We start from the raw sequence: 25357 nt of genomic DNA on the forward strand, positions 1-25357 counted from the left end.
ATTCCTTTCTGACTGTGGAACGTGCGGAAAGTGGATGAAGCAGGCCGGCGTCCGCCGTCAGTCGACGTTGGCGGTGCTGGGGCCGTTGGTGCAGTCGCCCGTGGTCTGCGGCGACAGGACCGGCACGGTCACGCCGAGCACCGAGGCGTTGGTGTTGCACAGCTGGATCGGCACGACCTGCAGGTTCTGATTGAACTGCTGGTCACCCCCGTAGGAAGTGGCGTGCGCGGGCCCAGCCATCAGCAGAGCGCCCATAGCGGCGCCGGCGAGCAGACCGGCAGCGGTCAACTTCTTCATCACGATTCCCCCGGAATTCTCAATACGAGGTGCTGGAGAAAGACGCATCGAGGCGCCCGTTGTCGTGGTGGACGGGAGCAATCATCGACGGGCGCGACAGTTTTTGTCAACGCCAAAAACAGCGGAATCGATATGTCCGGTTCATCCGCAGATCAGATATTGGAAAGGAAATGAAGAGAATTCTCCGAGCAGAATTTACCCGCCTTTCCGGATTGTTTGGCGTGTCCGTTACGGTGCGCCTTCACGGTTCACCCGTTTTTGCCCGGGGCATTCCCGGCGCGTTTCCGGAACCGCCGGCCGACACGCCGGTCCGGGCCGCGGCACCGGTGCGCCGCGCGCCCCGGCGTCGGGCCGCCGCCCCGCCCACGCGGCCGGAAGGACGGGAGACGGCGTGGCGCACAGACCTGCATGCGGAACGAGAAGCGGTTTCCGGGCATGACGAAATACGCCGCAGGCGCGGGCGGCGCGACCGGCGGACACACGGCGCGGCGGCCCGTCGGGGCGGCGAGCGCGGGAACGGCCCCGGGGCGAATCGGAGCCACGAGAGGCGCGGCGGTGCCCGCCGGAGCAGCGGCGGGCGTCGGGCCGGCGCACCGACCCTAGCCCACGCACGCACCGCCATGGGCGCTCCCGCGCACTCCGCAGCCACGCAGGCGCTGCGGACCCCGCATCCGCCCCGCGGGGACGCCGTGTCGAGGAACCGAACCCGCCGAGGCCGGGAGCCTGATCCGCAGCGGTGTGGGGGAGCGATCGTGGTGATCGTCGGATTCCTCGCGGTCTATGCGCGTACCGGCGCGCTCGCCGGCCTGCCCGATCCGACCCGGGGCGCTGCCGGTCACCTCGATCATGGACGAGGGCGTCCCAGCGGCGGCGCTCACAGGCCGCCCCCTACGACCCGCGGCATGAGCCCGTCCCGACCCGGCTCGACCCGGGTGTGGGCGCGGCCAAAGCGGCCGAACGTGCCGGCCGCTCGGTGGAGGTCCTGCGCCGCGTCCATGCGGAACGCCTCGACGGCGACGACGCGATCGCCGACGCACGCTGAGCCGACGTTGAACGGCGAAGACGGCCTGCGGCAGGGTAGGCCGGGAACACGAGAACCCCCGCTCCACCGCGCGTACGCGCTGGTGAAACGGGGGTCTCCCTGAGGGTGGCAGGTGAAGGATTCGAACCTTCGAAGGCTGAGCCGGCGGTTTTACAGACCGCTCCCTTTGGCCGCTCGGGCAACCTGCCTGGGCTGCGACGACTCGTCGCCGCGACGCATCAGCGAGAATAGCGGACATCCGGCCCCGATACGAAATCGGTTTGCCGGGCGGCCTCGGCGGGGCGCGGAGCGGGTGGCGCACGCCGGTCACGGGCGTACCGGGCTAAGCTCGGTGCCTGTCGCCGCCCGGCCCTCCGTCGTCCGGCTGCGCCGACGAGTACGCGGGCCGCGGACCTCGCGGCCCAAAACCGCATTTGTTCGAAGGTGTGAGCACACGTGGCCGCTGAATCCAGTTTCGACGTCGTGTCCAAGCTCGACCGGCAAGAGGTCGACAACGCGCTGAACCAGGCCGCCAAGGAGCTCTCGCAGCGCTTCGACTTCAAGGGCACCGGCGCCACCGTCGCCTGGCAGGGAGAGCAGGGGGTCGAGGTCCGCGCAAACTCCGAGGAGCGGGTCAAGGCCGCCCTGGACGTGTTCAAGGAGAAGCTCGTCAAGCGCGGCGTCTCGCTGAAGGTCCTCGACACCGACGGCGAGCCCAAGGCCTCGGGCAAGGAGTACCGGCTGGCGATCGCCCTCAAGGAGGGCATCTCCACCGAGGACGGCAAGAAGATCTCCAAGATCGTCCGCGACGAGGGCCCCAAGGGCATCAAGGCCCAGATCCAGGGCGACGAGCTGCGCGTCAGCTCCAAGAAGAAGGACGACCTGCAGACCGTGCAGACCCTGCTCAAGGAGAAGGACCTGGACATCCCCCTGCAGTTCACCAACTACCGGTGACCCGCCCTGCGGCGCGGGGTGAGCCGGCCCGCCCGCTCACCCCTTCGCCGCTCACCCTTTCGCCCTGCGCCCGTTCGCCCCGCGCCCGCGGCGCACAATGCGCGCCCGCACTCCGTGGCGCTGTGCCGTGCGGTGCCGTCCGCGCTACTCGGCTCCCCAGCGGCGGGCGAGGGTGCGCAGGCGGCTGATGCGCTCCTGGACCGGCGGGTGGGCCGCGAAGAGCTTGTTCAGTCCGCGCCGCGGGAACGGGTGGGCGATCATCAGGTGGCCCGCCGCCAACAGCGGGCGCTCGGGCGGCAGCGGGTGCGTGCGCGTTCCGATGTCGATCTTGCGCAGCGCACCGGCGAGCGCCAGCGGGTCGCCCGTCAGCTCGGCGGCGGCGCGGTCGGCGCGGTACTCGCGCGAGCGGCTCACCCCCAGGCGGATGACGCCGGCCGCCATCGGCCCCAGGGCCAAGAACAGCAGCGCGCTCAGCAGGCTGGGGACGTCCTCGTCCTCGGAGTCGCCCAGCGGCAGCAACAGCGCCAGCGCGGTCAGGGAGGTGATGGCCGCCGCGATCGCGCCCGCCACCGAGCACAGCAGGGTGTCGCGGCTGCGGACGTGGGCCAGCTCGTGGGCGATCACGCCGCGCAGCTCGCGCTCGGTGAGGGTGCGCAGCAGGCCGGTGGTGCAGCAGACGGCGGCCCGGCGCGGGCTGCGGCCGGTCGCGAACGCGTTGGGCGCCGGCGTGGGCGAGAGGTACAGCCGCGGCATCGGCTGGCGGGCCTGTGTGGCCAGCTCGCGCACGATGCGGTAGAGCTCGGGCTGCTCGATCTCGCTGACCGGGCGGGCCCGCATCACGCGCAGGGCCATGCCGTCGCCGAAGAAGAAGACGACCGCGTTCAGCCCGACGACGGCGACGATGCCGATCTGCAGCCCCTGCGCGCCCGCCAGAATCCAGCTCACCACCACGACCAGAGCCGAGACCCCGCCGAGCAGGGCCGCTGCGCGGATCGTGTTGAGCTGCACGGCTCCGGCCTCCCTTGGTTCCCGGGCCCCCTCCAGGCCACTTCTGGGTAGCAAACGCGCGAATCGATCCCGGTCGTTCCCGTTTTGCCAGGCGAACCCGCCGCATTCCGCTTCCGGCCCGTCCTCCGGTCGCCCCGCGAACCGCCGCAACACGCTTCCGCGACCGCATATGCGCTGATCCGGCCGCTCCGCCTGTGACATCCCCCACTTGCTTCGATGGCGGGGGGAGCGACCGCCTATAGTGCGAGAGTGGCCGCTTTTCCTTCGACGCCCGCCCGGCCGGTAGTACCGCTCACCGGCAGGCGGCACGTGGACCTCGTGCGCATCGCACGCGAGCCTTGTTGTCCTTGACACAGCGTCATTCCCCGCACCGGCCACCGCCGACCGAACGGTTCCCCGGCGACGAAGCCGGGTCCGCTCGGATCCCCGATGCGCCGCCGGCGGGCGCGCCCTGCGCACGCACGCCGGAGCAGCCCCACGGCCGCGCGCCGGTGCCCAGGCCAGGTCCCCGTTCGAATTCCCGTGTCCGGCCACCCTCCGGCCCTGCCGGTGCTCAACGTGGTGGTGAGGACACTGCCAACCTGAGCCGCCGACCCCGTACGGCGGTTCGACGAGGAGGTCGGCGATCCCCGTGACCAAGCAGGTCCAGCAGATCGATCGCGTCATCATCCGCTTCGCAGGCGACTCCGGCGACGGCATGCAGCTCACCGGAGACAGGTTCACCCAGGAGACAGCGTCCTTCGGCAACGACCTGTCGACCCTGCCGAACTTCCCCGCGGAGATCCGCGCCCCGGCGGGCACCCTGCCGGGCGTGTCCAGCTTCCAGCTCCATTTCGCGGACCACGACATCATGACGCCGGGCGACGCCCCCAACGTGCTGGTCGCCATGAATCCCGCCGCGCTCAAGGCCAACGTCGACGACCTGCCGCGCGGCGCGACGGTCATCGTCAACACCGACGAGTTCACCAAGCGCAGCCTGGCCAAGGTCGGCTACGAGAGCGACCCGCTCTCCGACGACTCCCTGTCGGAGTTCAAGGTCAGCCGCGTGCCGCTGACCTCCATGACGGTCAAGGCGCTCGAAGAGTTCGACATCTCCAAGAAGGACTCCCAGCGCGCGAAGAACATGTTCGCGCTCGGGCTGCTCTCGTGGATGTACAACCGGCCCACCGAGGGCACGCTCGGCTTCCTGAAGTCGAAGTTCTCGGGCAAGCCCGAGATCCTGGCCGCCAACGTGGCGGCGTTCGAGGCCGGGTGGAGCTTCGGCGAGACCACCGAGGACTTCGCCGTCTCCTACGAGGTCAAGCCCGCACGGCTGCCCGCCGGCACCTACCGCAACATCACCGGCAACCTGGCGATCTCCTACGGGCTGATCGCCGGCTCGCAGCTGTCGGGGCTGCCGCTGTTCCTGGGCTCCTACCCCATCACCCCGGCGTCGGACATCCTGCACGAGCTGTCCCGGCACAAGCACATGGGCGTGCGCACGTTCCAGGCCGAGGACGAGATCGCCGGCGTGGGCGCGGCGCTGGGCGCCGCATTCGGCGGTTCGCTCGGGGTCACGACCACTTCGGGCCCGGGCATGGTGCTCAAGGCGGAGTCGCTGGGCCTGGCGGTGATGACCGAGCTGCCCCTCCTGGTGATCGACGTCCAGCGGGCCGGACCGAGCACGGGCATGCCGACCAAGACGGAGCAGGCCGACCTGCTGATGGCGATGTTCGGGCGCAACGGCGAGTCGCCGGTGCCGGTGCTGGCGCCGCAGTCGCCGTCGGACTGCTTCGACGTCGCGATCGAGGCCACGCGCATCGCGGCCAAGTACCGCACCCCGGTGATCGTCCTCTCCGACGGCTACCTGGCCAACGGCTCCGAGCCCTGGCGCCTCCCCGCGGTCGCCGACCTGCCCGACCTCTCGGTGGACTTCGCCTCGCCCTCCGAGGACGGCGGCGAGTTCCGGCCCTACGACCGCGACCCCGAGACCCTGGCCCGCCCGTGGGCGGTGCCGGGCACACCCGGACTGGAGCACCGCATCGGCGGCATCGAGAAGAGCGACGGCACCGGCAACATCTCCTACAGTCCGGCCAACCACGACCTGATGGTGCGCTCCCGCCAGGCCAAGGTCGACGGGATCGCGCGGGACATACCGGAGCTGGAGGTCGACGACCCCACCGGCGACGCCGAGGTCCTCGTCCTCGGCTGGGGCGGCACCTACGGGTCCATCGGCGCGGGCGTGCGCCGGGTGCGGCGCGCCGGCGGGAAGGTGGCCCAGGCCCACCTGCGCCACCTGAACCCCTTCCCTGAGAACCTGGGTGCGGTGCTGCGGTCCTACGACCGCGTGCTGGTGCCCGAGATCAACCTCGGCCAGCTGGCGATGCTGCTGCGCAGCAAGTACCTGGTCGACGTCATCGGCTACACGAAGGTCCGCGGCCTGCCGTTCAAGGCCGAAGAACTGGCGGGCGTGGTGCAGGAGGTCATCGACCGTGTCTGAGAGCAACGGGAACGGCGCGGGTGCGGGCTTCAAGAGCCTGCGGCTGGTCCCGCGCACCGACACCGAGTACAAGATGAAGGACTTCAAGTCCGACCAGGAGGTGCGCTGGTGCCCCGGGTGCGGCGACTACGCCATCCTGGCGGCGTTCCAGGGCTTCCTGCCGGAGCTGGGGGTGCCGCGGGAGAACATCGTCATCGTCTCGGGCATCGGGTGCTCCTCGCGGTTCCCCTACTACCTGAGCACCTACGGGATGCACTCCATCCACGGCCGCGCGCCGGCGATCGCCACCGGGCTGGCGTCCAGCAGGCCCGACCTGTCGGTGTGGGTGATCACGGGTGACGGCGACGGGCTGTCCATCGGCGGCAACCACCTCATCCACGCGCTGCGCCGCAACGTCAACATCAACGTGCTGCTGTTCAACAACCGCATCTACGGGCTGACCAAGGGGCAGTACTCGCCGACCTCGGAGCCCGGCAAGGTCACCAAGTCCTCGCCGATGGGGTCGCTGGACACCCCGTTCAACCCGGTCTCGCTGGCGCTGGGCGCCGAGGCGGGCTTCGTCGCGCGCACCGTCGACTCCGACCGCAAGCACGTCACCAGCGTGCTGCGCGCGGCCGCCGACCACGAGGGCGCGTCGTTCGTCGAGATCTACCAGAACTGCCCGATCTTCAACGACGACGCGTTCGAGCCCCTGAAGGACCCGGGCGAGCGCGACATGCGGCTGCTGCGCATGGAGCACGGCGAGCCGCTGCGCGTGGGCGGCGACCGGGGTGTGGTGCAGGGCGACTACGGCGAACTGCAGGTGGCCGACGTCGCCGAGGTCGGTGAGGACGCGCTGCTGCGCCACGACGCGCACCGCGCCGATCCCGGGTACGCCTTCGCGCTGTCCCGCATGGACTACCCCGCGTTCGAGCACGTGCCGATCGGCGTGTTCCGCGACGTGGACCGGCCCACCTACGACGGCCGGATGGCCGAGCAGCTCGCCCAGGCCCAAGCCGAGCGCGGCGGGAAGGACGAGCTGGCGGCCCTGCTGTCGAGCGGCGACACCTGGACGGTGGACTGAGGCCGGGCCCGCACCGGGCTCCGGTCGAAGGCGGGCGGCCGCGCTGAGGCGCGGCCGCCCGCCTTTTCAGATATCGGGCCTTCGGGGCTCCGCCGGCCCGCAGGACGGTTTCCGCGCCCCGCGGACTCGGCGCGGCCGGGCGTACACAGGTGCGGTTCGCGTCTGGCCCAGCGGCGCTTCCGCGGCCTAGGTTGGTTTGTGCGCCATGCCGCAGGAGGGGCGGCGGGCGCCCGACACGGCTGCGGGAGGCGGTATGGGAGCCGGGGGCTCGGCACTGACCAGAGCGAGCACGGTCGACGGCGTGCTGCACAGAACCGCGGCGCGGTCTCCGAACCGCGTCGCGCTGCGCTTCGGCGACCGCGAGTGGACCTTCGCCGAACTCGACCGGGGCGTGACGCGCGTTGCGGCGTGGCTGCTGGGCCTCGGCCTGACCCGCGGCGACCGGGTGGCCGCCTACGGCCACAACTCCGATGCCTACCTGCTGGCGTTCCTGGGCTGCGCGCGGGCGGGCCTGGTGCACGTGCCGGTGAACCAGAACCTCGGCGGCGCCGAGCTGAGCTACCTGCTGTCGCAGTCGGGCAGCATCGTGGTACTGGCCGACCCCAGGCTCGCCGGCCGCGTCGAGGAGGTCCGCTCGCAGATCCCCGCCCGCGAGGTGTTGGCCCTGCGCGGAGCCGAGGAGTCGGTGCTGGAGGTCGCGCGCGATCCCGACGCCCCCGCGGAGGTCTTCACCGACGTGGGCGACACCGACCTCGTCCAGCTGCTCTACACCTCCGGCACCACGTCGGCGCCCAAGGGCGCCATGATGACCCACCGGGCGCTGGTGCACGAGTACCTCAGCTGCCTGCACGCCCTCGACATCTCCGAGGGCGACCGGATGCTGCACGCCCTGCCGCTGTACCACTCCGCCCAGATGCACGTGTTCCTGATGCCGGCGCTGGCGGCGGGCGCCTACAGCGAGGTCGTCGAGACCCCCGAGCCCGCCGACCTCCTGCGCCGCATCGAGGAGAACGGCATCACCTCGTTCTTCGCGGCCCCCACGGTCTGGGCGGCGCTGTCCAACCACGCCGACTTCGCGACGCGCGACCTGTCCGGACTGGCCAAGGCCTACTACGGAGCGGCGATCATGCCGGTGCCGGTGCTGGAGCGCATCCGCAAGCGCCACCCGGGCATCGGCTTCTACAACTGCTTCGGGCAGAGCGAGATCGGTCCGCTGGCCACGGTGCTGCGGCCCGAGGAGCACGTCGAGGGGCGGATGGACTCCTGCGGGCGGCCCGTGCTCTTCGTCGAGGCGCGCCTGGTCGACGAGCAGGGTGCCGACGTCGCCCCGGGCGAGCGCGGCGAGGTCGTCTACCGCTCCCCGCAGCTGTGCGTGGGCTACTGGGACAAGCCCGAGGAGGCCAAGGAGGCGTTCCGCGACGGCTGGTTCCGCTCGGGCGACATCGCGCGGCGCGACTCCGAGGGCTTCTTCACGATCGTGGACCGGGTGAAGGACGTCATCAACACCGGCGGAGTGCTGGTGGCGCCGCGCGAGGTCGAGGACGTGCTCTACCAGCACCCCTCCGTCGCCGAGACGGCCGTGATCGCGGTGCCCCACTCCGAGTGGGGCGAGGCCGTCACGGCGGTCGCCGTACTGAAGGGCCCGGCCACGGAGGACGAGCTGATCGCGTTCGTGCGCGAGCGGCTGGCGGGATTCAAGACGCCCAAACGCGTGCACCTGGTCGACGACCTGCCGCGCAACGCCAGCGGCAAACTGCTCAAGCGGGTGCTGCGGGAGCGCTTCGCCGGCGGGTGAGCCGCGGCGCGCGCCGCCGGTGCGGCACCGCGCGCCGGTGCGCGCCGCCCCCTCCTCCGGCTCCTTCGGTGGCCGCGGGCCGGACGCCGGGCGGAGGGCATAGCCTGCGGGTATGCGTATTGTCATCGCCGGAGGACACGGCAAGATCGCGTTGCGGCTCGAACGGCTCCTGGCCGCGCGCGGTGACACGCCGGTAGGCCTGATCCGCAATCCCGACCACGCCGCCGACGTGCGCGAAGCCGGTGCCGAACCGGTCGTGCTCGATCTGGAGGAGGCCACCGTCACCCAGCTCACCGAGAAGGTGATGGGCGCCGACGCGGTGGTCTTCGCGGCGGGCGCCGGCCCGGGAAGCGGCGCGGCGCGCAAGGCCACGGTCGACCGGGACGCGGCCCGACTGCTGGCCGACGCAGCCTCGCTGGCCGGTGTGCGGCGCTACATCATGGTTTCGGCGATCGCGGTGGACGAGGGGCCGCCGCCCGACTCGGAGCCGGTGTGGGCCGCCTACGTGGAGGCCAAGCGCGCCGCCGACGACGAGCTGCGCCGGCGGAGCCTGGAGACCGACTGGACGATCCTGCGACCGGGCCGGCTCACGGACGGGGCGGGAACCGGGAAGGTGCGGCTCGCGCCCAAGGTGGAGCGGGCGGAGATTCCGCGCGAGGACGTCGCCGCAGTCATCGCCGCACTGCTCGACGAGCCCGCCACCATCGGCCGGGTTCTGGAGCTGGTGGGCGGGCCCACGCCGATCAGGGACGCGGTGGAGGCGGTAGGAGCGTAGCCGTTCCGGGACTTCTGGCTAGAAGACTCCCAAAGAAGGCATCATGGGTGCGGACGTGCCCGGCGCAGCGGCTTCTCGGCTGACGTGAATGGCGGGCGACGAGCAACGGGCAGGCGAGTGCCGCACAGAGCAGATAGGTACGGTTGACACATGAGCGTCACGCAGGTCGTGAGGGACAGCACCGTCGTCGAGCACGCGAAGGTCGCCGCGCAGCAGAGGCGCCGGATGTTCATCGTGCAACTGGACGTCAACAGCTACGACGAGGCGTCCAGCAAGGTCCGCCCCGGCCTGACCCGCATCCTCGAGGGGATCGAGGAGGCCGGGTGGCGTCTGGACCAGATCACGCCGAGCGCGGGCGAGGACGGGGAGTCCGCGCGGCTGTTCATCTTCCGGCCCGACGCCGGGGGCGGCGCACAGGCCTCGGGCGGCCAGCAGGCCGCCGAGAACAACACGGGACAGCAGCAGGCCTATCAGCAGCAGCCCACCGGCGGACAGCAGCAGGACCCGTATGCGGGCTACCAGTACCAGACCGGACAGCAGTACAGCCAGGGCTACCAGCAGTACCAGCAGCAGTACCCGGGCTACGGGCAGCAGCAGTACCCCGGTTACGGACAACAGCAGCAGCCGGGTTACGGACAGCAGCCGGGCTACGGGCAGCAGTACCCGGGCTACGGCCAGCAGGGCTGGTAACCGGGAGTACGTCCGGGATCCGGCCGGCGGCCGTGTTCGGCCGAGGGCGCCGGCCCGACACGGGAACGGCCCGCGTGCGTCGCACGCGGGCCGTTCCCGTGTCGGACGGGCCGGGCCGGGCCGACGGCGGGCCGGCCCCGCGATCCCGGCCGCGCACGCGGGTCCGGCGCTTGCGCGCAGAGGCCGCGACGGAGGGTGAAGCGTCCGTTCTGCACCGAAAGCCGGATCTTCGCAGGTCATGGACGAAATAATCGTCGGCGTTTTGCCCATAACCACGTGACGTGCTTCCTCAACTACGTTAAGTTACTTGTCGCGGGGCGGAGAGAACGGCCGCCCTCGTGAGCTTCCCGTACTCCGAGAGGAATCCCATGAAGCGCATCGCCACGGTCTCCGGCCTCATCGCCGGGACGGCCCTCGCCCTCGGCGCCATGGCCGGCACCGCCAGCGCCGACAACAACGCCGACGTGCAGAACATCACCGTCCCGGTGTGCGTCGACGTGCTCCAGGCCTCGGGCTTCGCCCCCGACGGCTGCTCCGTCGTCGACGTGCACGACGAGAAGGGCATCGGCGTCAGCTGAGTCCGGTCTGCCGGCGCATCGGGCCCGGGCGGCACGACGGCCGCCCGGGCCTTCGCCATTCTCGGGCCCGACCGACGGGAGTTTTCGCGGCAACCCCCGACAAGCCGGACATCCTTCCGGAGAATTTGCAGCGTACTCGCCCGTAACCGAACAGGCGTCCGGATACTGGTCTCCATGCGAGTTAGGAGGCAGTATGGCGATTATGAGCATCGGAAAGGCGGGCCCGCCCGCCGAGCGTCTGACGACGGAGGACCTGGCGCGCATGCCGGACGACGGCAGGCGCTACGAGCTGGCCGAGGGGAAGCTTGACGTGTCCCCGGCGCCGGTATTCATGCACACGCTGATCGAGGGACGGCTTTGCACGCACCTCGCCAACAGCGCTCCGCCGGAGTTCGTCGTCCTGCCCGGAGCAGGCATCGACCTCAGCGCGGACCGGACCCGCCACCGCATCCCGGACCTGGCGGTAATCCGGCAGCGCGACGCGGACCAGCCCTACCTGACACGGCCGCCGGCACTGGCGGTGGAGGTCGTCTCCCCGGAGAGTGTGCTGCGCGACACGCACACCAAGCGGCAGGAGTACGCGGCGTTCGGCATCGAGTCCTACTGGATCGTCGACCCCGCGCCGGACAAGACCGGGATTCTCGCGCTGCGTCTGGAGGACGGCTGCTACGTCGAGGCGGCCCAGGCCCACGGCGAAGACGTCCTGGAGGCGGACCTGCCCTTCCCTGTGCGGATCGCCCCGCACTGGCTCACCGCCGAAGGCGACTGGCGGCAGCGGATCGCCGGAGAGTGACCGGGCGCGTCCGGCGTCCGGACCGGGCGCGCCGGACATGAAGCACGTCGTGAGCAGGACCTGGCGGACAGCGCGGGGCTCAGCCGCGGTCGAGGCTGCGCCGGCGCTGGCGGGCGGTGTCCACGACGAGGCGCAGGACGGCACCGATCAGCAGCAGATTGAGCAGCATCTGGAGTGTCACCACCGCGCGGGCGGTCGGGGTGAGCGGGACGATGTCGCCGAACCCGACCGTGGCGAACACGGTCACGGTGAAGTACAGCGCGTCCACGCGGTTCAGCCGCTCGGTGAACGCGGCCGGCTCCGCTGCGGAGTGCAGCACATAGACCGCGGCCCAGCCCAGCAGGTAGGCCGCCGCGAGCAGGCCGACCGCGGCTCCGGCGCGCAGCTCCGGCCGGGGCGCGCGTGAGACCGCGCGGACCTGCCAGACGACGAGGCCGGCGAACAGCAGCAGCGCGCCGATCGAGCGCAGCGTCAGATGCCGGTCGACCGACGGGGTCAGCGGCGCGAGCACGTAGACCGCGAGCAGGGCGGCGTCGGCGACGACCGTCACCAGCACGTCCTTGACCGTCGGCCACGGGTTCCGGCGCCGCGCGGCGGAACCCGCACCCTCCGGCGCGCCCGAGTGGTCGTCGCCGTCTCCCCCGCCCGCGTTCACTCCACCAGTCCACCACCGCCGCCCCGGCTGCGGCGGCCGCCACACCGAGGGGTGCGGAGGCCGGCACGCCACACACGCGCGAACCCGCGGGGCTCCTCCGGCACGGGTGGCGCCGGAGGACCCGGGTCAATCCGGTGCGTGGCAGACGGCCTCGACGTTGTTGCCGTCGGGATCGCGCACGAAGGCGCCGCAGTAGTGCGGGTGGTACTCCGGCCACACCCGCGGCGCGTGCAGTACCTCGGCTCCGGCGGCCACGGCGGCCGCGTGGAACCCCTCGACGGCCGCGCGGTCACCGGCGGCGAAGGCCGGGTGGACCTCCCGCGGGGGCGCCGAAGAGGCGGTCGGGCCCACCCGGAAGACCGGGGACTCGCCGACGCCGTAGGCGACGGCGTCCTCGCCGAAGTCCATCACCCGCCGCCCGTTCAGGGGTGCGAGCACCGCGTCGTAGAAGGCCGTGGCGGCCGCCGTGTCGGCGACCTGTATGGACAGACGGTCGATCATGTGGGAAGCGTCTCACCCGCTACCGATGATTCCGGGCCGAGGGGAGACCGCCCGCGCCCCGCACGGCGTTCCTGACGGGCGGTGTCAGGATTCGGCGGCAGAATCGCCCGCATGTACGAGACCAGCACCGAACTCGGCGACCTCCAGGACCTGCTCGACCGCTCACTTGGCGGCGCGGGCGCGCACCTGCGCTCGATCTACCAGGCCGACGGGGACAACCCGAGCACGCTCACCGCCGAGCAGACCGCCCGCGCGCTCACCGGGATGTGCACCCTGGCGCTGGCGACGGTCACGGCCGCCGGCGAACCCCGCATCAGCGGCGTCGACGGCCACTTCCTGCACGGGCGCTGGGTCGTCGGCACCGAGCGGTCCTCCGCCAAGGCCCGCCATCTGGCGGCGCGCCCCGCTGTCAGCGCCGCCCACATCCGGGGTGACGACCTGGGCGTGTTCACCCACGGCACAGCGGTTCCCATCACGCCGCCGGACGCGGCCGACCCGGAGGCCGCGGGCTGGCCGGCGGTACTGGAGCACCTCGTGGCCCACTACGGCGAGACCCCGATGAACTGGGGGGACGTGGTCTACTACCGCATCGATCCGCACTGGATGACCGCCTACTGCCCCGACCCGGCCAAGGTGCTCACGCAGCCGTAGGCGCCGCGCGGCCGCGCCTGCCGGCCCCGCCCCTCGGCGGCTCAGGCAGGCGCGGTGCGCGGACCGGGCCGCCCGCGCCCGCTCTTCCGCCGGCGCTTAGCCTGGATGACGTGGCCGAACGAGACATCGCGCCGAGTCCGGCGGTTCTGCTGCGCGATGGCGGACCGCCGCCGGACGGCGCGACCGACCGGCGCAGCCTTCCCCTGTACCGCGCCGGCGAGATCGACGTGCCGTTCGTCGTCCAGAGCTCGGTGGAGAACATCCCCGGCGACACGTTCTGGGAGATGCATTCGCACCCCACGCACGAGCTCCTCTGGAACGAGCGGGGCGCCTCGTCGGCCGTCATCGGCGGCCGGGTCTGGACGATCACCCCGACCGCCGCCCTGTGGGTACCGGCCGGTACGCCCCACGCGGGGTGGACGCCCGCCGGCCTCCGCCATCGCGCCGCGCATTTCGCCGTCGACGCGGTGCCGTCGATCTCTGACGTGCCCGTCGCGGTGGAGCTGACCTCGCTGCTGCGGCTGCTGCTGGACCGGCTGGACGCCGACGGCCTGGCCCCGGCCGCGCGTGCGCGCACGGAGGCGATGGTGCTCGACCTCCTCGTGCCGGCCCGCCACGAGCTCACGCTGCGGGTGCCGGACTCGCCGCTGCTCGCCCCCATCACCGCCGCCGTACGCGAGGATCCCGGTGACGCGACCACGCTGGCCGTGTGGGCCTCGCGGCTCGGCGTGAGCACGCGCACCATCACGCGGACGTTCCAGTCCGAGACCGGTCTGGGGTTCAGCCGGTGGGTGGCCGCGGCGCGTATGCAGCAGGCGGTCGCGATGCTCGCGCGCGGCGACCGGCTCGACGAGGTGGCTGAGCGTGTCGGATACCACTCGGCGAGCGCGTTCGGCGCCGCCTTCCGGCGGATCACCGGGGTGAGCCCGGGGCGGTTCCGGTCGCAGTGACGCGGCGAACGGACATGCGCGCGGCGCTTGTCCGTTCTGCGACAAACACTGTCGTATCTGCGCGGTTGCGCACCCGAGGCGCCCAGCTCTAGCTTTGGCTAGGCAAACCTAAGTCTGCTGCCGCAGCGGTCGCGTGCGCGTCGTGCGCCGTATCGAGACGTGCCCTCCGGCCGGTCCCCCGACGCAGCGGGACGCCGTAGAAGGCGCGCCAGGCGGCGGGAGAGCCGGGCCCCGCCGCGCGGCCCGCCACAACCGGAAGGAAGCCATGCCCCGCGTTTCACGGCTGGTCGCACTCGCCACGGCCGCACTGCTCGCCGCCGGGACCGCAGCCTGCTCCTCGTCGCCCTCCGACGAGGGATCCGGCGGCTCCGGCGACTGGAGCCCCGTCACCGTCGAGCACGCGTTCGGCGAGACCACGATCGAGACGAAGCCCGAACGCGTGGCGACGGTCAACTGGGCCAATCACGAGGTCCCGCTCGCCCTGGGGGTCGTGCCGGTCGGCATGGCCGCCGCCAACTTCGGCGACGACGACGGCGACGGCGTGCTCCCCTGGGTCGAGAAGCGCCTCAAGAGGCTCGACGCCGAAACGCCCGTGCTGTTCGACGAGACCGACGGCATCGACTTCGAGGCCGTCGCGGACACCAAGCCGGACGTGATCCTCGCCGCCTACTCAGGACTGACTCAGGAGGACTACGACACGCTGAGCGAGATCGCCCCCGTCGTCGCCTACCCCAAGACCGCCTGGGGCACGCCGTGGCGGGAGCTGATCAGGATGAACAGCAAGGCCATCGGCATGGCGGACGAGGGCGAGAAGCTCGTCTCCGACCTCGACGAGGAGATCGAGGCGGCGGTCGCCGAGTATCCCGCGATCGAGGGCGAGTCGGCGATGTTCCTGACGCACGTCGACACCACGGACCTCAGCGAGGTCAGCTTCTACACCGCCCACGACACGCGCGCCATGTTCTTCGAGGACCTCGGGATGGAGACCCCGCAGAGCATCGCGGACGCCTCGGCCGAGACCGAGGAGTTCTCCCTCACCCAGAGCGCCGAACGAGCGGACGCCTTCGACGACGCGGACATCATCGTCACCTACGGCGGCGACGAGCTCGTAGACGCCCTGGAGGGCGACCCCCTGCTCTCGCAGATGCCGGCCGTGGAGAACGGCGCGATCGTCAACCTTCCCGGCGAGAGCCCGCTGGGTACGGCCGCGAACCCGACACCGCTGTCGATCTCGTGGGTCCTCGACGACTACCTGTCGCTCCTGTCCGAAGCCGCCGACGCGAAGCGGTGACGGCCCACGCCGCGCCCGCGGCGGACACCGCCCGACGGCGGCGGCCGCCGCGGGGCACGCCCCTCTGGCTGCTCGCCCTGTCCGGCGTCCTGGTCGCGCTCGCGGCGGCCTCGGTGACCGTCGGCTCCCGCGACGTCGAGTGGGCCGATGTCCTGGCGGCCCTGTCCGGCTCGGTCGAGGGCTTCGACCAGGCGGCTGTGGCCAAGCGGATCCCCCGGACCCTGCTCGCCGCCGCCGCGGGCGCCGCCCTCGGCGTCGCGGGGGCGGTGATGCAGGGGGTCACCCGCAACCCGCTGGCGGATCCGGGGATCCTCGGCGTGAACATGGGCGCCTCGCTCGCCGTCGCCTCGGGTATCGGCTACTTCGGCCTGACGTCGGCGAGCGCGTACACCTGGGTGGCGATCGCCGGCGCGGGCGCCACCGCCGTGTTCGTCTACGCCATCGGGTCCATGGGACGGGGCGGGGCGACCCCGCTCAAGCTCGCCCTCGCCGGCGCGGCGACCTCCGCCGCTCTGGCGTCGTCCATCAGCGCCGTCGTGCTTCCGCGCGGCGACATCGCCGACAGCGTCAGGTCCTGGCAGATCGGCGGTGTCGGCGGCGGCACGTTCGACAGCATCGGCCGGGTCCTCCCATTCCTCGCGGTCGGCTTCCTGGTCTGCCTGCTGTCGGCCCGCTGGCTCAACCTCCTGGCGCTGGGCGACGACGTCGCCGCGGGCCTGGGGACGCGCGTCGCGATCGCGCGGACGACTTCCGCCTTCGGCGCTGTCGTGCTGTGCGGCGCGACCACCGCCGTCACCGGCCCGATCGGCTTCGTCGGGCTGGTCGTGCCGCACGTGTGCCGGCTGCTCGTCGGCGTCGACCACCGGTGGCTGCTGCCGTTCTCGGCGGTCGGCGGCGCCGCCCTCCTCACGGCGGCCGACGTCGTGGGCCGCGTCGTGGCACGGCCCGGCGAGGTCGACGTCGGCATCGTGACCGCTCTGGTGGGCGGTCCGTTCTTCATCTACATCGTCCGCCGTCAGAAGGTTCGTGACCTGTGAGCGCCCTCACCGCCGAGACCGGCCGGACAGGCGTCGGCCCCGTCCGGAGGCGCAGCCTGCGCCGGCGGCGGACGGTGATCGCCGTCCTGTCCGCCCTGATCGTCCTCGTGTTCGCCGCGACGCTGATGATCGGGCGGACCTTCTACCCGCCGGGGGACGTTCTGGGCGTGATTCTGGGTCAGGACGTGCCGGGCGCCTCGTTCACCGTGGGCCGGCTGCGGCTGCCGCGGGCCGTGCTCGCGGTGGCGGCGGGCGTGTGCTTCGGGCTGGCGGGCGTCACCTTCCAGACCATGCTGCGCAACCCGCTCGCCAGCCCGGACATCATCGGAATCAGCTCGGGCGCCAGTGCGGCCGCGACCTTCGCGATCGTGGTGCTGTCGCTCGACGGGACCGGGGTGTCGGTCTTCGCGATCGCCGCGGGCCTGGCCGTGTCCCTGATCGTGTACGTGCTGTCGTTCAAGCGCGGGGTCACCGGCACCCGGCTCATCCTGATCGGTATCGGGATCGCGGCCATGCTCGACAGCGTCACCGCCTACGTCCTCGACCGCGCGGCCCAGTGGGACCTGCAGGAGGCGCTGCGCTGGCTCACCGGCAGCCTCAACGGCGCCGGCTGGGAGGAGGCCCTCCCGGTCGTCGCCGCGCTGGTCGTGATCGGGCCCGTGCTGCTGTCCATGTCGCGCGACCTCACGGTGCTGCGGCTGGGCGACGAGACCGCGTCGGCCCTGGGCGTCCGCGTCGACCGGACACGGCTCGTCGCCACCACGGGGGCGGTCGGGCTCATCGCCTTCGCGATCGCCGCGACGGGGCCGATCGCGTTCGCGGCCTTCCTCTCCGGTCCGATCGCGGCGCGCATCCTCGGGCCGAACGGCTCCCTGCTCGTCCCCTCGGCGCTGGTCGGCGCCCTGCTCGTGCTGGTGGCCGACCTCTGCGGACAGTTCGCCTTCGGCACCCGCTACCCCGTGGGGGTCATCACCGGCGTGCTGGGGGCGCCCTACCTCGTCTACCTGATCGTGCGCACCAACCGCGCGGGCGGAGCCCTGTGAACGCCTCGGGCGGCGCGGCGGCGTCCAGCCGGCTGCACCGGCCGGCAGGCGGCGGGGGCGGGTCCGCCTCGGGCCGGGGCCCGCGGTGTCCCGGCACCGCGCCCGGGAGCGCCGCGCCTACCGCTCCGGCGCGGGCGGGCTCTGGTCGGCGGAGGCCCGGGACGCGTGGGCGAGCACGCCGTCGATGATCCGGGCCAGCCCGAACTCCAGCTCCCGCTCGGGAGAACCGGCCGCCTGGTAGGCCTCGCCGACCGCTTGCCCGACCCTGCCGGCCAGCGGGTAGGACCGGCCCGCCATCAGCTCGCCGAGCGCCGGGGCGTTGGCGTCCCACCATTCGCGGTCGCTCACCCCGGACTCCTGCTCGGCGCGCCGGACCCGGTGTTCGGCGTGGGCGATGCTGCCGGCGAACCCGACCAGCAGCGCGACCGTCTGGTCCATCTCGATGTCGCCGAGTCCGAGCCCGTCCACCGCCGCGAGCTGCCACTCGTACCGGTCGGCCGCGTGGGGACCGAGCCACGCCCGCACACCGGTGACATCGAGCAGCCAGGGGTGGGCGCGGCAGTCGTCGTGCTGCACCCGGGCGACGAGTTCGAGCCGCAGCCGCGCGTCGTCGGGAAGCTCGGGCAGGGCGGTGCGGCCGAGCGCCTGGTCGACCATCAGCACGATCAGGTCCTGGCGGCTGGGCACGTAGGTGTAGAGCGTCATCGGAGCCAGTCCGAGCCGCCCGGCGAGCCCGCGCATGGTGACGGCGTCCAGGCCCTCGGCGTCGGCGAGCCCGATCGCCGCGTCCACCACCTCGTCGACCGAGAGCCGCTGCTTGGGCCCGCGGCGGCGCTGGGGCTCCCGCCCGGGTGCCGCGTGGCGCCAGAGCAGGCGCAGCGAGGGATCGGGGTCGCGGGTCACGGCATCCCATCCTACTTCTTCGTACGCCGTACAGAGTTCATGCTACACTCAGCACGCCCACACTCCGTACGCCGTACAAAGTTAGGATGCCCATGACCGCCGCCACGCCCCTGCTCGCCCGCGGGTTACACAAGCGCTACGGCCCGACCCGGGCCCTCGACGGCCTCGACCTGGAGGTCGCGCCCGGAACCGTGCACGCCCTGCTCGGCCCGAACGGCGCCGGCAAGAGCACCGCGGTCAACATCTTCACCACCCTCACCCGCCCCGACTCCGGCGAGGCCCGCGTCGCCGGACACGACGTGGGCCGCTCGCCCCGCGACGTGCGCGCGGCCATCGGCCTGGTCGGCCAGACCAGCGCACTGGACGAGAAGCTCCACGGCCGGGAGAACCTGGTCATGTTCAGCCGGCTGCACAACCTCGCGAAGGCGGCCGCCCGCGCCCGCGCCGGCGAGCTGCTCGACGCCTTCGGACTCTCCGCCGCGGCCGACCGCAAGGTCTCGACATACTCGGGCGGCATGCGCCGCCGGCTGGACATCGCCGTCGCCCTGGTGACACGGCCGCGGCTGCTCTTCCTCGACGAACCGACCAGCGGTCTCGACCCGCGCGGGCGCAACGACGTCTGGACGACCCTGAGGCGGGTGGTCGGCGAGGGAACCACGGTGCTGCTCACGACGCAGTACCTGGACGAGGCCGACCAGCTCGCCGACCGGCTCACGGTCCTCGGCGCCGGCCGGGTGATCGCAGAGGGCACCTCCTCGCAGCTCAAGGGCTCCCTCGGCGGCGACCGGGTCATCATCACCCCGCGCGACCCCGGCGAGCTGCACCGCACCGCCGAGGTGCTCGGCGGAACACCGGACGCCGAGGCGCTGCGCGTCACCGTCGAAGCCGGGCCGTCCGGCGGCACCGCCGCCCTGGTGGCGGCGGTCCGCGCTCTCGACGCCGCGTCCATCGGCGTCGACGACGCCGTCCTGCGCCGCCCGACCCTCGACGAGGTCTTCCTCCACCTCACCGCCGACGGCGAGGCCGCCGAGCACGAAGGAGCCCTGCGATGACCCTCCAGACTCTCCGCCACGGCTGGGTCCTGACCGTGCGGGACCTCAAGCACTGGCAGCGCGAACCGTGGGCCCCGGTCATCGGGATCGCCTTCTCGGTCATGCTGCTGCTGATGTTCGGCTACCTGTTCGGCGGCGCGATCGACCTGCCCGGCGGCGGCGGTTACCTCCCCTACCTGCTGCCCGGCATGTTCACCCTGACCATGCTCTTCGGCATCGAAAGCACGATGGGCGCGATCACCGAGGACACCAGGCGCGGGATCACCGACCGGTTGCGCTCCATGCCGATCTCCGCCGTCGGCGTCCCGCTCGGCCGCACGGCCGCCGACCTGATGAACTCCGTCGTCCAGCTCGCCGTGCTGATGGCGGGCGGACTGGCCATCGGCTGGCGCGTCGACGGGTCGATCGGTTCGGCGCTCCTCGCGGCGGCGCTGCTGCTGTGGCTGCGCCTGGCCGTGCTCTGGGTAGGGGTCTACCTCGGTCTGGCGATCCGCAGCGAGGGTGCGCTGATTGCGGTCCAGGTGCTGGTGTGGCCGTTCGGATTCCTGTCCAACATCTTCGTGGCCCCCGAGACGATGCCGGGCTGGCTCGGCTTCCTCGCCGGCTGGAACCCGGTGTCGGCGACCGCCGCCGCGTGCCGGGAGCTGTTCGGCAACCCGCTCGGCACCACGGGCGGGGTTCTCGCCGAGCATGCGGTGGCGCTGGCGTTCGCCTGGCCCGCGCTCCTGCTGGCGGTGTTCGTCCCGCTCTCCGCCCGGGCCTACCGCAACCTCTCCCGCTGAACAACCTGCAAGAACGAGCCTGTCGCCGCCGCCGGCGCCCGAGCGGTTTCGGTGAGGGGCGGGGTGTCCTGCGCTCTCGCCCGGCAGGGCGGAGCGGACGCCGCGGGCGTTCGCCGTCCGCGCGCCGGAGCGGCGCTGGCAGCGCTGACGCGAGGGACCACGCGGCCGAACGCCCCCGGCCGCGTGGTCGCGCCGCCTGCGGTGGTGCTCATCGGACCCGGGCCGAATACGCCGCTCAGGTGCGCGGTCGGCTGCGTGCGGCGGCCCGCAGGCCCGCGGCGCTGCGCAGCACCGCTCGCAGCGGCTTGCGGCGCTCCCGGGCGCGGTCGGCGGCCGTGTCCCCCGCGCCGGTCGGGCACAGCCGGCACAGCTCCAGCACCCGGCTGCGGCGCTCCAACCAGGCAGCCGCGTCCTCGTCGATCCAGCGGGCGGCCGCGAAGACCCTCCGCGCCTCGAAGGGGACGTCCACGCCGAGCATGGAGTCGTGGTGGGCGAGGCGGTTGCGGAACACGCGGATGCCGTCCAGCGCGGCGAACACCCTGCGGCGCCGCCCCGGCGCGTTCGGAAACGCCTTGTGCAGCCCGTCCCGCCACAGCTCCGCGTACTCGGGCCCGAGCAACCCCGACCAGTAGCCGAAGGTGAGCCCGGCGACGATCTGGTCCCGGGACTCCTTGCCCTCCTCCCGCAAGCGCTCACGCACCGACCGCACCGGTGCGGCGGCGCCCTCGCCGCCCGGCAGCGGCAGCAGGAACCACGGGATTTTGCGCTCGTCCTCGCGGAAGTGGCGCCGGAGGCAGGAGTCGACGGCGTTGCGCAGCAGCACCTCGAAGTGGCCGACGTCCTCGAATGCCGCAGCAGCGGTGCGCGTGCTCCACTCGTAGAGCGCGAGCGCATCGCCCCTGTCTCCGCCCGCCTCCTCCAGGTAGGGAGCCATACGGGGCGCGGACAACCGGTTCCAGACGACGCCGGCGTCGTGCTCGGGGTGGGGCATGCGACGAGCGTAGACCACGGAGCGGCGTCCCGGCCGCGCCGCCGCCGGCGCCCGGGACGCCTCCCGTCACTGCGTGCGGGCGACTCCCACGGGGCAGGTGGCGCCGGTTCCGCCGAGGCCGCAGTAGCCGTTGGGGTTCTTGGCGTCGGAGAGGTACTGCTGGTGGTAGTCCTCGGCGAAGTAGAACGGGCCTGCGGCGGCGATCTCGGTGGTGATCGCGCCGTGGCCGGACCCGGTCAGCACCCCCTGGAAGGCCTCGCGCGAGGACTCGGCGACGGCCTTCTGGTCGTCGCCGCGGTAGAGGATCGCGGAGCGGTACTGAGTGCCCAGGTCGTTGCCCTGGCGCATGCCCTGGGTGGGGTCGTGGCCCTCCCAGAAGACCTTGAGCAGGTCCGTGTAGGAGATGGCGCGGGGGTCGAAGACCACGCGGACGGCCTCGGTGTGGCCGGTGCGGCCGCTGCACACCTCTTCGTAGGTGGGGTTGGGGGTGTAGCCGCCGGCGTAGCCCACGGCCGTGGTGATGATGCCGTTGCCGGCGCCGATCTCCCAGAAGGCGCGCTCGGCGCCCCAGAAGCAGCCCATGCCGAACTCGGCGATCTCGCTGCCCTCGGGGTAGGGCGGGGCCAGTGGGGTGCCGAGCACCTCGTGGCGCTCGGGAACCGGCATCGCGGCGTCCCTGCCGGGCAGGGCCTGCTCCGGAGTGACCATGGTCATCTGCTTGCCGAACATGCCTCCAGGCTACCCGGGGGCCGCGCGTGCGGCCGGTCGGAGGCCGCCCGATCGGAGCGTATTCGGACGCTCATGGGATGAATTCTGGCCTAGGCTTGCCAGCGTGCCTGATTCCAATCGCGGTGTACTTCTCGGGGCCGGCGCCTATCTGATGTGGGGCCTGTCCACGCTCTACTGGCCGTTGGTCTCCGCGGCCGGAGCCACCGAGGTGATCGCCCACCGGATGGTGTGGTCCCTGCTGACCGTGCTGGTGCTGCTGGCGCTGCGCGCGCACTGGCGGTGGCTGGCCGCCCTGCTCCGCCGCCCCGACCGCCTGGCGATGCTCGCCGGGGCCGCCGCGGTGATCTCGGTGAACTGGGGGCTGTTCGTCTACACGGTCAACAGCGGGCAGACGAGCCAGGCCGCACTGGGGTACTTCATCAACCCGCTGGTAAGCGTGCTGGTGGGGGTGGTGTTCTTCGCCGAGCGGCTGCGCCGTGCCCAGGCGGCCGCGGTGGCGCTGGGCGCGGTGGCCGTGGCGGTGCTGAGCGTGGCCTACGGCGGCGTGCCGTGGCTTTCGCTGGGGATGGCGTTCTCCTTCGCCACCTACGGCGCTCTGAAGAAGCTGGCCGGGATGGACGGGGTGGAGAGCCTGGCCGCGGAGACGCTGCTGCTGTTCCTGCCCGCCGTCGGCTACATCGTGTTCCTGCAGGCCACCGGCTCCGGAACCTTCACCGGCGCCTCGCCCTGGCACAGCGTCGCACTGGTGGGCTCGGGGGTCGTCACCGCGCTGCCCCTGCTGGCCTTCGGCGCGGCCGCCCGCCGGATCCCGCTGAGCATGCTCGGGCTGCTGCAGTTCATCGTCCCGGTGATGCAGTTCCTGTTCGCCTGGCTGCTCTTCGCCGAGGAGATGCCGCCCAGCCGCTGGGTCGGGTTCGCGATCGTGTGGTGCGCGCTCGTCGTCTTCGTCACCGACATGCTCCGACACAACGCCCGCACCTCCCGCGCACGCCGCGACGCCGAGCCGGAGGCCCGGCCCGCCGCTCCCCGGAGCGCCCGCAGGCGAACCCCCGCAGCGGAGGGGACCGCGCCCGCGGGCGAACCCGTCGGCGACGACTGAACGCCGCTCCGCTCATCCCTCGGCGAGCGCGGCACCGACGCGCCGGCAGCGGCGCCCCCGGACCGGGGACAGGCGGCCCCCCGTGCGCCCCGGGACCGCGGCCGGCGGGCGGGAGCGCCGGCCGCGGCCCCGGGCCGGGAACCCGGTGTCAGGCTCCGGTGCCCTGCTGGGGCCGCGAGCGCGGAGCCGTGTCCCGGCCCCACTCGTCCCCGGGCAGCGAACGCGGATCGGCGTCCCAGCCCCACTCGTCCCCGAGGCGCGGTGTGGGCGCGCTCCGACCGCTCGGCTCCCACATCGGCCGCTGCTCCTCATCCGGCTGCCGCACCCCGCTCGGGACTCCGCGAACGGGAACGGCGTCGGGCCCGGGCCTCTCAGCCGGCGGACCCGGCCTCTCCGGCGGTGGACCGGGCCTCCCGGTCGGCGGGCCGGGCCTGTCGGCCGGCGTCCTGGCCCGCTCGGCGGGTTCGGGCCGCGCGTGCCTGCCGCGCGGGCGCTCGTACTGCTCGGGAACGCGCTGTCCCGGGATCTCCGGGCTCAGCCCGTAATGCGCGTAGACCTGGTCCTCCTGCTCCACCGATATGTGCTGGTCGACGTCGAAGCTCGGCGCGCTCTTGATCCTGCTGCGCGACCAGGGCACCTGCAACGCGTCGTAGACCATCTCGGCGCCGGACAACGGCACGAGATTCTCGCGCGAGCCGAACAGGCCCGTGCGCACGGTGATCCACTTGGCCGCGTCGGTCTGGTCGTCATAGAAGACCTGCCCGATCTTGCCCACTGCCGCGCCGTCCTTGTCGACCAGGCGGTGCCCGATCAAACGCTGGGTCCCCTGCGGTGCCACGGCGACTCACTTCCCCCCGTATCGCCTGCGAGCGTGCTCGGCCCAGCGCAGCGCGCGGCTGCGCACCGGGGCCGCCAGTCGGCAGATTCCCGCAGGTGAAGGGGACATGCAAGGACAGGAAGGGACATTGCCGACAGATGACCGATTCGGTACCCGCACTTTGCGCCCCGCGCAGCACCCGCCCGGCTGTGCGCCGGGCGAACGGTCGGTCGGGCCCGCGCCCGATGCGAGGGCCGCCGGCCTCAGTCCGTGTCGCGGGCAGAGCGCGGGAGCGGGCTGGGCGGGGGGATCAGCCCGAGCGGAGCACGGCGTAGTCGCACAAAGCCTCGAAGGCCTCGCGCGTGCGGCCCGACGGCAGGGTGGCCAGCTCCCCGCGCGCCCGGTCGGCCCACTCGCGGGTGGTGGCGCGCGCCTCCTCGATGGCGGTGTGCGAGCGCAGCAGCCCGAGCGCCTCCTCGGTCTCGGCCTCGCTCAGCGGGCGGCCGAGCAGCTCGCGCAGCCGCGCATCGTCGGCGCCGCCCGACGGGGCCGGTCGCAGCGCGTAGAGCATCGGCAGGGTCAGCACCCCCTCGCGCAGGTCGGTGCCGGGCACCTTGCCCGACTCACTGGACTCGCCCGCGACGTCCAGGATGTCGTCGGCCAGCTGGAAGGCCATGCCCAGCGCGTCGCATGCACGGGTGATGGTGCTGGTGACCTGCGGCCCGGCACCGGAGAACATCGCTCCGAACTCCGCGGAGGACGCGATCAGCGAGGCGGTCTTGTCGGAGATCACCCGCAGGTAGTGCTCCAGGGGGTCGGTGCCGCCCTGAGGCCCCGAGGTCTCCAGGATCTGGCCCTGTACCAGGCGCCCGAAGGTGCGCGCCTGCATCCGCACCGCGTCGGTGCCGAGGTCGGCCAGGATCTCCGAGGCGCGGGCGAACACGTAGTCGCCCGTGAGAATCGCCACGCTGTTGCCCCACCGCTGATTGGCGCTGGGCTCGCCGCGGCGCAGGTCCGCCTCGTCCATCACGTCGTCGTGATAGAGCGTGGCGACGTGGGTCAGCTCCACCACGGCGGCGGCGCGCACCAGCTCGGGCGCCGTGGGGTCGCCGAAGTGCGAGGCGAGCAGCACCAGCGTGGCGCGGAACCGCTTGCCCCCGGCCGAGAGCAGGTGCGAGGCCGCTTCGGTCAGCAGCGGGTCGCTGGCGGAGACGGACTCGCGCAGCAGGTTCTCGACCTCGTCCAGAGCTTCCTGGACCTCCTTGGCGAGGCCCGCGTCGATACTCGGCAGAGCGAGGAAATCGCTCGGGACAGCACCGCTCACCTGGAAGCTCCACACGTCAGCAGGCGCGCGACACCTCCAAAAACGGACGTATCGCGCGCTCTCGGGATGAACAAAACCG

The 25357-nt window shown here is 72.5% G+C and carries 25 protein-coding genes and 1 tRNA gene; 16 read left to right on the forward strand and 10 right to left on the reverse strand.

The genetic code is table 11. The annotated features are described in order from the left end of the window. Positions 1–57: 57 nt before the first annotated feature. Entirely contained in the window at positions 58–300 is a 243-nt protein-coding gene (locus tag ABD284_RS08175) for a hypothetical protein (protein ID WP_344141929.1), read from the reverse strand. A 1145-nt stretch (positions 301–1445) separates the two neighbouring features. Next, positions 1446–1527 (reverse strand) — tRNA-Tyr (locus tag ABD284_RS08180). A gap of 247 nt (positions 1528–1774) precedes the next feature. On the opposite strand from ABD284_RS08180, the gene ABD284_RS08185 reads away from it, so the two are divergent. Next, on the forward strand, positions 1775–2272 hold the full coding sequence (locus ABD284_RS08185; RefSeq protein ID WP_344141930.1) for a YajQ family cyclic di-GMP-binding protein: 498 nt from the start codon (positions 1775–1777) through the stop codon (positions 2270–2272). Positions 2273–2416: 144 nt separating this feature from the next. Here ABD284_RS08185 and ABD284_RS08190 read toward each other — a convergent pair whose 3' ends face one another. Next, complete coding sequence (locus ABD284_RS08190; protein WP_344141931.1) at positions 2417–3280, reverse strand: M48 family metalloprotease; 864 nt, start codon at positions 3278–3280, stop codon at positions 2417–2419. Positions 3281–3911: 631 nt separating this feature from the next. Between ABD284_RS08190 and ABD284_RS08195 the strand changes: the two genes are divergently transcribed. The 7 genes from ABD284_RS08195 (at position 3912) to ABD284_RS08225 (ending at position 11453) form a co-directional block, all read left to right on the forward strand. After that, positions 3912–5759 (forward strand): 2-oxoacid:acceptor oxidoreductase subunit alpha, encoded by a 1848-nt coding sequence (locus tag ABD284_RS08195; RefSeq protein WP_344141932.1) that lies wholly within the window; start codon positions 3912–3914, stop codon positions 5757–5759. 73 nt (positions 5760–5832) lie between these two features. Further along, positions 5833–6822, forward strand: coding sequence for a 2-oxoacid:ferredoxin oxidoreductase subunit beta (locus ABD284_RS08200; protein WP_344142035.1), 990 nt, complete (start codon positions 5833–5835; stop codon positions 6820–6822). 253 nt (positions 6823–7075) lie between these two features. Further along, positions 7076–8617: a fatty acyl-CoA synthetase gene (locus tag ABD284_RS08205; protein WP_344141933.1), complete on the forward strand. Its 1542-nt coding sequence runs from the start codon at positions 7076–7078 to the stop codon at positions 8615–8617. Positions 8618–8729: 112 nt separating this feature from the next. Continuing rightward, positions 8730–9392 carry an SDR family oxidoreductase gene (locus tag ABD284_RS08210; RefSeq protein ID WP_344141935.1) on the forward strand — a complete coding sequence of 221 codons (663 nt, stop codon included), beginning with the start codon at positions 8730–8732 and terminating at the stop codon, positions 9390–9392. A gap of 150 nt (positions 9393–9542) precedes the next feature. Next, entirely contained in the window at positions 9543–10082 is a 540-nt protein-coding gene (locus ABD284_RS08215; RefSeq protein ID WP_344141938.1) for a hypothetical protein, read from the forward strand. A gap of 368 nt (positions 10083–10450) precedes the next feature. Then, positions 10451–10660, forward strand: coding sequence for a hypothetical protein (locus ABD284_RS08220; protein ID WP_344141939.1), 210 nt, complete (start codon positions 10451–10453; stop codon positions 10658–10660). A gap of 202 nt (positions 10661–10862) precedes the next feature. Next, positions 10863–11453 carry a Uma2 family endonuclease gene (locus ABD284_RS08225; RefSeq protein ID WP_386698947.1) on the forward strand — a complete coding sequence of 197 codons (591 nt, stop codon included), beginning with the start codon at positions 10863–10865 and terminating at the stop codon, positions 11451–11453. A 79-nt stretch (positions 11454–11532) separates the two neighbouring features. Here ABD284_RS08225 and ABD284_RS08230 read toward each other — a convergent pair whose 3' ends face one another. Continuing rightward, positions 11533–12108 (reverse strand): potassium channel family protein, encoded by a 576-nt coding sequence (locus tag ABD284_RS08230; RefSeq protein WP_344141943.1) that lies wholly within the window; start codon positions 12106–12108, stop codon positions 11533–11535. A 126-nt stretch (positions 12109–12234) separates the two neighbouring features. Beyond that, positions 12235–12609 (reverse strand): VOC family protein, encoded by a 375-nt coding sequence (locus ABD284_RS08235; protein WP_344141944.1) that lies wholly within the window; start codon positions 12607–12609, stop codon positions 12235–12237. Between the two features lie 111 nt (positions 12610–12720). Between ABD284_RS08235 and ABD284_RS08240 the strand changes: the two genes are divergently transcribed. From ABD284_RS08240 to ABD284_RS08260, 5 genes are all read left to right on the forward strand, one after another. After that, positions 12721–13260: a pyridoxamine 5'-phosphate oxidase family protein gene (locus ABD284_RS08240; RefSeq protein ID WP_344141946.1), complete on the forward strand. Its 540-nt coding sequence runs from the start codon at positions 12721–12723 to the stop codon at positions 13258–13260. 110 nt (positions 13261–13370) lie between these two features. Next, positions 13371–14210 carry a helix-turn-helix domain-containing protein gene (locus ABD284_RS08245; protein ID WP_344141947.1) on the forward strand — a complete coding sequence of 280 codons (840 nt, stop codon included), beginning with the start codon at positions 13371–13373 and terminating at the stop codon, positions 14208–14210. Between the two features lie 265 nt (positions 14211–14475). Further along, positions 14476–15501, forward strand: a complete 1026-nt coding sequence (locus ABD284_RS08250) for an iron-siderophore ABC transporter substrate-binding protein (protein ID WP_344141948.1) — start codon at positions 14476–14478, stop codon at positions 15499–15501. Next, the gene (locus tag ABD284_RS08255; protein ID WP_344141949.1) at positions 15498–16538 is read left to right on the forward strand and encodes a FecCD family ABC transporter permease; all 1041 of its coding nucleotides are present in this window, start codon (positions 15498–15500) and stop codon (positions 16536–16538) included. The genes ABD284_RS08250 and ABD284_RS08255 overlap by 4 nt, the downstream gene beginning before the upstream one ends. After that, positions 16535–17581: a FecCD family ABC transporter permease gene (locus ABD284_RS08260; RefSeq protein ID WP_386698882.1), complete on the forward strand. Its 1047-nt coding sequence runs from the start codon at positions 16535–16537 to the stop codon at positions 17579–17581. The genes ABD284_RS08255 and ABD284_RS08260 overlap by 4 nt, the downstream gene beginning before the upstream one ends. 117 nt (positions 17582–17698) lie before the next feature. Here ABD284_RS08260 and ABD284_RS08265 read toward each other — a convergent pair whose 3' ends face one another. Next, on the reverse strand, positions 17699–18484 hold the full coding sequence (locus tag ABD284_RS08265) for a TetR/AcrR family transcriptional regulator (protein WP_344141950.1): 786 nt from the start codon (positions 18482–18484) through the stop codon (positions 17699–17701). A gap of 86 nt (positions 18485–18570) precedes the next feature. On the opposite strand from ABD284_RS08265, the gene ABD284_RS08270 reads away from it, so the two are divergent. Next, entirely contained in the window at positions 18571–19536 is a 966-nt protein-coding gene (locus ABD284_RS08270; protein ID WP_386698880.1) for an ATP-binding cassette domain-containing protein, read from the forward strand. Continuing rightward, on the forward strand, positions 19533–20318 hold the full coding sequence (locus tag ABD284_RS08275) for an ABC transporter permease (RefSeq protein ID WP_344141951.1): 786 nt from the start codon (positions 19533–19535) through the stop codon (positions 20316–20318). Before ABD284_RS08270 ends, ABD284_RS08275 begins: the two co-directional genes overlap by 4 nt. 235 nt (positions 20319–20553) lie before the next feature. Here ABD284_RS08275 and ABD284_RS08280 read toward each other — a convergent pair whose 3' ends face one another. Both ABD284_RS08280 and msrA read right to left on the reverse strand, forming a co-directional pair. Further along, on the reverse strand, positions 20554–21309 hold the full coding sequence (locus ABD284_RS08280; RefSeq protein ID WP_344141953.1) for a hypothetical protein: 756 nt from the start codon (positions 21307–21309) through the stop codon (positions 20554–20556). 66 nt (positions 21310–21375) lie between these two features. Then, complete coding sequence (msrA, locus tag ABD284_RS08285) at positions 21376–22038, reverse strand: peptide-methionine (S)-S-oxide reductase MsrA (RefSeq protein ID WP_344141954.1); 663 nt, start codon at positions 22036–22038, stop codon at positions 21376–21378. Between the two features lie 103 nt (positions 22039–22141). On the opposite strand from msrA, the gene rarD reads away from it, so the two are divergent. After that, complete coding sequence (rarD, locus tag ABD284_RS08290) at positions 22142–23137, forward strand: EamA family transporter RarD (protein ID WP_344141955.1); 996 nt, start codon at positions 22142–22144, stop codon at positions 23135–23137. A gap of 148 nt (positions 23138–23285) precedes the next feature. Here rarD and ABD284_RS08295 read toward each other — a convergent pair whose 3' ends face one another. Beyond that, entirely contained in the window at positions 23286–23975 is a 690-nt protein-coding gene (locus tag ABD284_RS08295; protein WP_344141956.1) for a PRC-barrel domain-containing protein, read from the reverse strand. Between the two features lie 289 nt (positions 23976–24264). Further along, positions 24265–25278 carry a polyprenyl synthetase family protein gene (locus tag ABD284_RS08300; protein ID WP_344141957.1) on the reverse strand — a complete coding sequence of 338 codons (1014 nt, stop codon included), beginning with the start codon at positions 25276–25278 and terminating at the stop codon, positions 24265–24267. Positions 25279–25357 lie beyond the last annotated feature (79 nt).

Origin of the sequence: Streptomonospora arabica, assembly GCF_039531585.1 — a bacterium.
Classification (GTDB): domain Bacteria; phylum Actinomycetota; class Actinomycetes; order Streptosporangiales; family Streptosporangiaceae; genus Streptomonospora; species Streptomonospora halophila.